Origin of the sequence: Thermus thermamylovorans, from assembly GCF_004307015.1 — a bacterium.
Lineage (GTDB): Bacteria > Deinococcota > Deinococci > Deinococcales > Thermaceae > Thermus > Thermus thermamylovorans.
Genome location: NZ_SIJL01000052.1, coordinates 1 through 317, shown reverse-complemented (window position 1 = coordinate 317; position 317 = coordinate 1). Strand labels below are relative to the sequence as shown.

General features: G+C 71.6%; 1 pseudogene. It reads right to left on the bottom strand.

Annotation, left to right across the window (positions count from 1 at the left end):
• Window positions 1-77 precede the first annotated feature (77 nt).
• A pseudogene (locus ETP66_RS11865) lies at window positions 78-317 on the bottom strand (ABC transporter ATP-binding protein); the annotation flags it as partial.

The window sequence follows — 317 nt, the reverse complement described above, 5'->3', positions numbered from 1 at the left end:
GGGGGGAGAGGGCGAGGAGGAGGAGGAGGCCCCCGGAGAGGTCCAGGGGGCGCTTGGCCTTGGCGGTGCGCACCATGCTAGCCTCCCAGGTAGAGCCGGGCCACCTCGGGGTCCGCGAGGAGCTCCGCCCCCGTGCCCTCCAGCCGGTTTTCCCCCGCCGCCAGCACGTAGGCCCGGTGGGCCAGGGCCAGGGCCTTCTTGGCGTTTTGCTCCACCAAAAGCACCGCCACCCCGGTGGCGTTCACCCCCCGCACCTGCTCGAAGAGGTGGTCCACCAAAAGGGGAGAAAGCCCCGCGGTGGGCTCGTCCAGGATGAG